Origin of the sequence: Parvimonas parva, from assembly GCF_016552165.1 — a bacterium.
GTDB classification, from domain to species: domain Bacteria; phylum Bacillota; class Clostridia; order Tissierellales; family Peptoniphilaceae; genus Parvimonas; species Parvimonas parva.
Genome location: NZ_JACVDA010000038.1, coordinates 1 through 5,546, shown reverse-complemented (window position 1 = coordinate 5,546; position 5,546 = coordinate 1). Strand labels below are relative to the sequence as shown.

5 protein-coding genes are annotated in these 5,546 nt (G+C 27.7%); 4 read left to right on the top strand and 1 reads right to left on the bottom strand.

Translation table 11 applies throughout. The annotated features are described in order from the left end of the window. Nucleotides 1-209 precede the first annotated feature (209 nt). Genes IBJ83_RS08230 through IBJ83_RS08215 form a run of 4 tightly spaced genes read left to right on the top strand, consistent with a single transcriptional unit; the run spans nt 210 to nt 4,987 of the window. The gene (locus IBJ83_RS08230) at nt 210-1,229 is read left to right on the top strand and encodes a LacI family DNA-binding transcriptional regulator (protein ID WP_201276065.1); all 1,020 of its coding nucleotides are present in this window, start codon (nt 210-212) and stop codon (nt 1,227-1,229) included. A gap of 59 nt (nt 1,230-1,288) precedes the next feature. Then, nucleotides 1,289-3,031: an ABC transporter ATP-binding protein gene (locus IBJ83_RS08225; protein ID WP_201276064.1), complete on the top strand. Its 1,743-nt coding sequence runs from the start codon at nt 1,289-1,291 to the stop codon at nt 3,029-3,031. Continuing rightward, nucleotides 3,021-4,760, top strand: a complete 1,740-nt coding sequence (locus IBJ83_RS08220; RefSeq protein ID WP_201276063.1) for an ABC transporter ATP-binding protein — start codon at nt 3,021-3,023, stop codon at nt 4,758-4,760. Before IBJ83_RS08225 ends, IBJ83_RS08220 begins: the two co-directional genes overlap by 11 nt. After that, nucleotides 4,757-4,987 (top strand): hypothetical protein, encoded by a 231-nt coding sequence (locus IBJ83_RS08215; protein WP_068474545.1) that lies wholly within the window; start codon nt 4,757-4,759, stop codon nt 4,985-4,987. Before IBJ83_RS08220 ends, IBJ83_RS08215 begins: the two co-directional genes overlap by 4 nt. 119 nt (nt 4,988-5,106) lie before the next feature. On the opposite strand, the gene IBJ83_RS08210 is transcribed toward IBJ83_RS08215, so the two are convergent. Continuing rightward, a complete protein-coding gene (locus IBJ83_RS08210) occupies nt 5,107-5,352 on the bottom strand; it encodes a type B 50S ribosomal protein L31 (RefSeq protein ID WP_004832367.1) in 246 nt (81 codons plus the stop codon). Nucleotides 5,353-5,546: the final 194 nt, after the last annotated feature.

The window sequence follows — 5,546 nt, the reverse complement described above, 5'->3', positions numbered from 1 at the left end:
ATCCTAAAAAAATATTCAATTACAAAACGCCTAGAGAATTATTTTTATGTGGCTAATTTATTCTTGCAATTTAGTTTATTAGAAAATTATGTATTTTTAGGAAAATTTTGTGAATTTATTTTCCTTAACTGTTTTATTTTATTAAAAACTGTGATATAATTATGTTGAGTTTTGTAAACGATTTAATTTTAATTTAAAGGAGTGATAATATGTCAGTACCTACTATAAAGGACGTAGCTAAGTTAGCAGGGGTTTCCATTTCAACTGTTTCAAGAGTAATGAATGAATCTAAACCGGTCAGCCCCGAATCAAGAAGAAAAGTTTTAGATGCTATAAAAAAATTGGATTTTAAGCCTAATGAATTGGCAAGAAGTCTTGTAATGAGAAAATCAAATATGATTGGTGTTATTGTAAAGGATATCGGTATTTCTTATATGGCACAAATCGTTAGAGGAATTGAAGAAATCGGAAGAATGTATAATTACGATATTTTGCTTTCAAGCACATATGGAGATATTGAGGCAGAGCATAAGATTATCGAATTTATGTGCACTAAACAAGTTGAAGGGATAATTATGATAAGTGAAAAGATTAATCCTGAAACTTTGTTTAAATTAAAGAGCAAAAATATTCCTTTTGTAAGACTTGATAAATTTTACGAATATACAGATGAACATACAGTTAGTATAGATTACAAATCAACTTGTAACAAGATGACAAATTATCTTGTAGATGAAGGTCATAATAGTATTGTTTTCATTAGTGAAGATGTTACAAGTAGAATCGGTAGAGAAAAACTTGCAGGTTTCAATGAAGGTGTTGCGACAAGAAAAGTTAAGTCAGCACTTATCAATGCAAAGGATATAACAGTTCAAACAGGTTATGATATGGGAGAAGAAATTTTCAAACTTATCAAGGAAAATAATTCAACTGTTGTATTTGCAAGTGAAGATTCACTAGCTATTGGTTTCATCAGTTATTGTTACGATAACGGTCTTAAAGTTCCACAAGACATTTCAGTTGCAGGTTTCGGTGATGACTTAATCGCATCAATTTACAGACCAGCGCTTACAACAATAGAAGAGCCATACTATGATATGGGGGCAATTTCTATGAGAAAGTTGATTAAGGAACTTAGAAATGAAGAAAAACTTAAAGATGTTACAATTCTTCCTTCAAGAATAGTTGAAAGAGGTTCAGTTGCAACATTTACTAAGAAAAACAAATAAATATTTTAAATTATGCTCTTCTTTTTGAAGAGCTTTTTTTAAAGAAAAGAGGTGATTTTATGGGGATATATAAAGCTGTTCGTGATGGCTTTAAAAATGCTAAAACCAGATTTTTATTTGGTAGTATTTTTAATATTTTAAGTAGTTTTATTTTAATTTATTTTGTAGTTTTAATTGGGAATATAGTTGATTTGTTGAAAGAACCGAACTTTAGTCCTGGTATAATATATAAGAAGGGTATATTTGCCATCATTTTGGGAATTATAAACTTTTTTAGTTTTATGATTTTTTCCTATGTATCATATGGTTCCGGAGCAAAACTTAAAATGTATTATAAGGATATAATTTTTAGAAAAATTTTGAGAAAATCTCCGGATTTTTTTCAAAAAAATACCGCTGGAGATGTAATTGGGCTTGCAGATAATGAAACAAGGTTTATCTATGATTATTTTACATTTGGAATTTTGATGATGAGTGATTCTATTGTTATGCCAACAATATGTGCTTTTTACTTAATATTTTTTATTTCTTGGAAACTTACTATTGCGATTATGATTCCTTTTGCTTTTACCATATTAATAACTAATATGTTGAGTAAAAAAGTCGGCAAAGTTAATGAAGAAATGAATAAGACTTTTGGTAAATCAAGTCAAGAAATTTTAGAAATAATTGAAGGTATAAAACTTATAAAGAGTTATGTAAATGAAGAAGTTAGACAAAAAAATATTTCTAAAATAATTAAATATTATTTTGATTTAGCTTATATGGAATCACAACTTTGGGCTTATTCTTTTATTTTAAACTCTTTAATTAGGACAGTTTCTATGGTTATCGGATTGTTTTATGGAGCATTTTTAATTAGAAGTGGGGATATATCTATTGGGAAATTAGTTGCATTTTTTGGATTATGCGATTTCTTAGCTTGGTCGTTTTGGGGACTTGGAGATTGTATAAATACTTACAAAAGAGCTTTAGTTTCTGTAAATAGAATAAATCTTTTACTTGATGATAAAACTGAAATTGAAAACGGAAATAGAATATTAGAAGATTTTTCTACTTTGGAATTTAAAAACTTTAATTTTAACTATCCGGCTACAAATGAAAGTTCTCTAGAGGATATTAGTTTTAAACTTGAAAGAGGAAAGACTCTAGGAATTGTTGGCAAAAGTGGAAGTGGTAAAAGTACATTAGTTAAGCAAATTTTAAGATTTTATAATTTTGATAAAAATAAAATTTTTATAAATGATATTCCTTATGAAGATTACGATATTAACTCTGTTAGAAATAAATTTGGATATGTTAGTCAAGAAAATATTTTACTTTCTAAGACTGTTAGAGAAAATGTTTTATTTGGAAGTCCTTTAGAAGATGACGAAAAAATTATAAATGTTATAAAAAAAGCAGACTTCTACAAAGATATACAAAATTTAGAAAAAGGCTTAGATACAGTTGTCGGAGAACGAGGACTTGGGCTTTCCGGAGGACAAAAGCAAAGAATTTCTTTAGCTAGAGCTTTGTATAGAAATCCTGAAATTTTGATTTTAGATGATTCATTCTCTGCGATTGATGCGAATACTGAAAGTAAAATTGTAAACTCACTTAAAGAAAATCGAAAAGACAAGACTAATATAATCATTTCTCATAGAATTTCAGCAGTTGAACATTCTGACTTGATTTTAGTTTTGGATAATGGAAAGATAATTGACAGAGGTACTCATGAAGAACTTATTTCAAGAGATTCTTGGTACAAGGAGCAATTTGAGTATCAAAGTTTAGATAAGGAGGAAGAAAATGAAGCATAGTAAAATAAAATTTTTAACTTCTTATCTTTTACAAGAAAAATTACTATTTTTTATCGGTTCAATAGGAACAATTGGTAGAGTTTTTTTGGATGTATATTTACCTACGATAATTTCTTCAGTAATAGACGCTGATTTAGTTAATATGGAGAATTTTAATTCATTCATATTACAAAAGGGACTTTTATATTTGGGATTGAATTTACTTGTTGCAGGAATGCTTATTGTAATTAGATTTTCTTTTAACAAACTGGCTTGTAATATTGCATATAAAATTCAATTTAACTTGATTAGACGTATGCAAAATTTTAAAATGCAATATTTTGACAGCTCCTATGCGGGAGATTTAGTTTCGAGATTTACAACGGATACAAATACAATAAAGGAATTGTATCAAACACTTTTAAATGAGCTTTTAGCATTTGTTTTAAATTTAGTTATGATGCTTACTGTTATGTTTTACATTAGTCCATATTTGTTTTTAATCGTTTTAATTTACTTACCTATGATGTATCTTGTTACAAAGTATTATGGACAAAAACTTACAGTGGTTACTAAAACAATAAGAAAACATGAGGGAATAACAAGTTCAATTTACAATGAAACAATAAAATCATTACCTGTAATTCAAGTTTATGGTAATGAAAAGTTGATGATAGATTCTTTTGAAAAAGAGAATAAAGAGGTTGAAAAAAATTATATTAAAAGAACCATACTTAATGCATTATTCTCATGGAATTTAATTGACTTTGTAATTATTCTTACAAATGCAATAATTATTTTAGTATTTACGATATTAAAAGTAAGAGGATTATCGCTTAGTGTTGGTATCTTGTATATATTAATTGAATACAACAGAAGAATTTTAAGACTTTTTATGAATTTCTTAGGACAAATCAATAGATATAAAACTGCCTTGGTTTCTTGTGATAGAATTATTAAAATTTTTGAAATTGAAGAAGAAAAGACGACAGATAGAGAAATCAATCTTGAAGGAAATATTGAATTTAAAAATGTCGGCTTTGAATATAAAGAAAATGTACCGGTTTTAAAAGATGTAAATTTCAAACTTGAAAAAGGAAAATCTATCGCCTTTGTTGGAGCAACGGGAAGTGGAAAATCAACTATAATGAATTTAATTTTAGGATTTTATGAAAATCAAAAAGGAGAAGTTTTACTTGACGGACAAAATATAAAAGATTTAAGCAAATCCTCTTATAGAAAACAAATGGCTGTTGTTCTTCAAGACCCTTATATCTTTACAGGAAGTATTAAAGATAATATCACACTTAAAGATGAAAAAATAATTGAAAGTGAAGTGTTAGATGCAATCATAAAAGTTGGAGGAAAAAATCTTTTAGAAAAAAGAGGAAATAATTTAGACTTTAAACTTGCAATAAATGGCTCCGACCTTTCACTTGGAGAAAAACAGATAATTTGCTTTGCAAGAGCGATTGTTAGGAATCCAAAAGTTTTAATCTTAGACGAGGCGACTGCCAATATTGATACTGAAACGGAAAAAATAATTAACTATGGAATTGACGTTTTGAAAAAAGGTAGAAGTACAATAATCATTGCGCATAGATTGTCAACAATAAAAGATTGTGATACCATAGTTATGATAGAAAACGGAAAAGTTTTAGAAACCGGTAGCCATGATGAACTCATAGCATTAAACGGAAAGTACAAAACTTGGTACGAAATACAGTCAGCAAAAGGGGAGAATAAATGAAACAAGAGTATTATGATTTATACGATATAGTCGTTAAGGACATAAACAAAGAGGGTTATTTTGTTCATTCACAAAAGGCAAAAAAATTCATAAAGGAAAAAACTAATATGTCTGTTGATGAACAAAAAAGAGCATTTCAATTTTTTGAACTTATGGGATATTTTAATCAACACGATAAATTCCCAAAACTTTATATTAGAAGTAAAAAATTAAAAGGTGGTTGTTAGTTATTGAAAGCATTATTAGTACTTGATGTTCAAAAGGGTTTGTAATTAAATTGTATTAAAAAAAGTGGTTTTGACCACTTTTTTTGTTGCAAAAAAAAAGCAGATTGCTCTGCTTTTTGCTAGTCCATATTGTATCTTTTTTTGAATTTTTCGATTCTACCACCTTTTTCAACAAATCTTTGACGACCTGTGTAGAATGGGTGTGAGTCAGAACTGATTTCAATTTTAATTAATGGATATGTGTTACCGTCTTCCATTTCTATTGTTTCATTAGAAGTTTTTGTTGAACCACAGATGAATTTGTATCCACTTGTTGTATCCATAAAAACTACTTTATTATATTCTGGATGTATTCCTTTTTTCATTGTATTCACCTCGCTTAAATATTGTATATTAATCACTTTAGGTATTATATCATATAACAAAACATAAATCAAGCATTTTTTAGGTGATAGGTGAAAAAATATTTTTCTTTACGATTGCCCTAAATTGCAAGAATAAATTAGCCACATAAAAATAATTCTCTAGGCGTTTTGTAATTGAATATTTTTTTAGGATA

Bases quoted from the DNA above. Each gene is read 5' to 3' on its own strand.
- IBJ83_RS08230 (WP_201276065.1), top strand. From the start codon at position 210: ATGTCAGTACCTACTATAAAGGACGTAGCTAAGTTAGCAGGGGTTTCC.
- IBJ83_RS08225 (WP_201276064.1), top strand. From the start codon at position 1,289: ATGGGGATATATAAAGCTGTTCGTGATGGCTTTAAAAATGCTAAAACC.
- IBJ83_RS08220 (WP_201276063.1), top strand. From the start codon at position 3,021: ATGAAGCATAGTAAAATAAAATTTTTAACTTCTTATCTTTTACAAGAA.
- IBJ83_RS08215 (WP_068474545.1), top strand. From the start codon at position 4,757: ATGAAACAAGAGTATTATGATTTATACGATATAGTCGTTAAGGACATA.
- IBJ83_RS08210 (WP_004832367.1), bottom strand. From the start codon at position 5,352: ATGAAAAAAGGAATACATCCAGAATATAATAAAGTAGTTTTTATGGAT.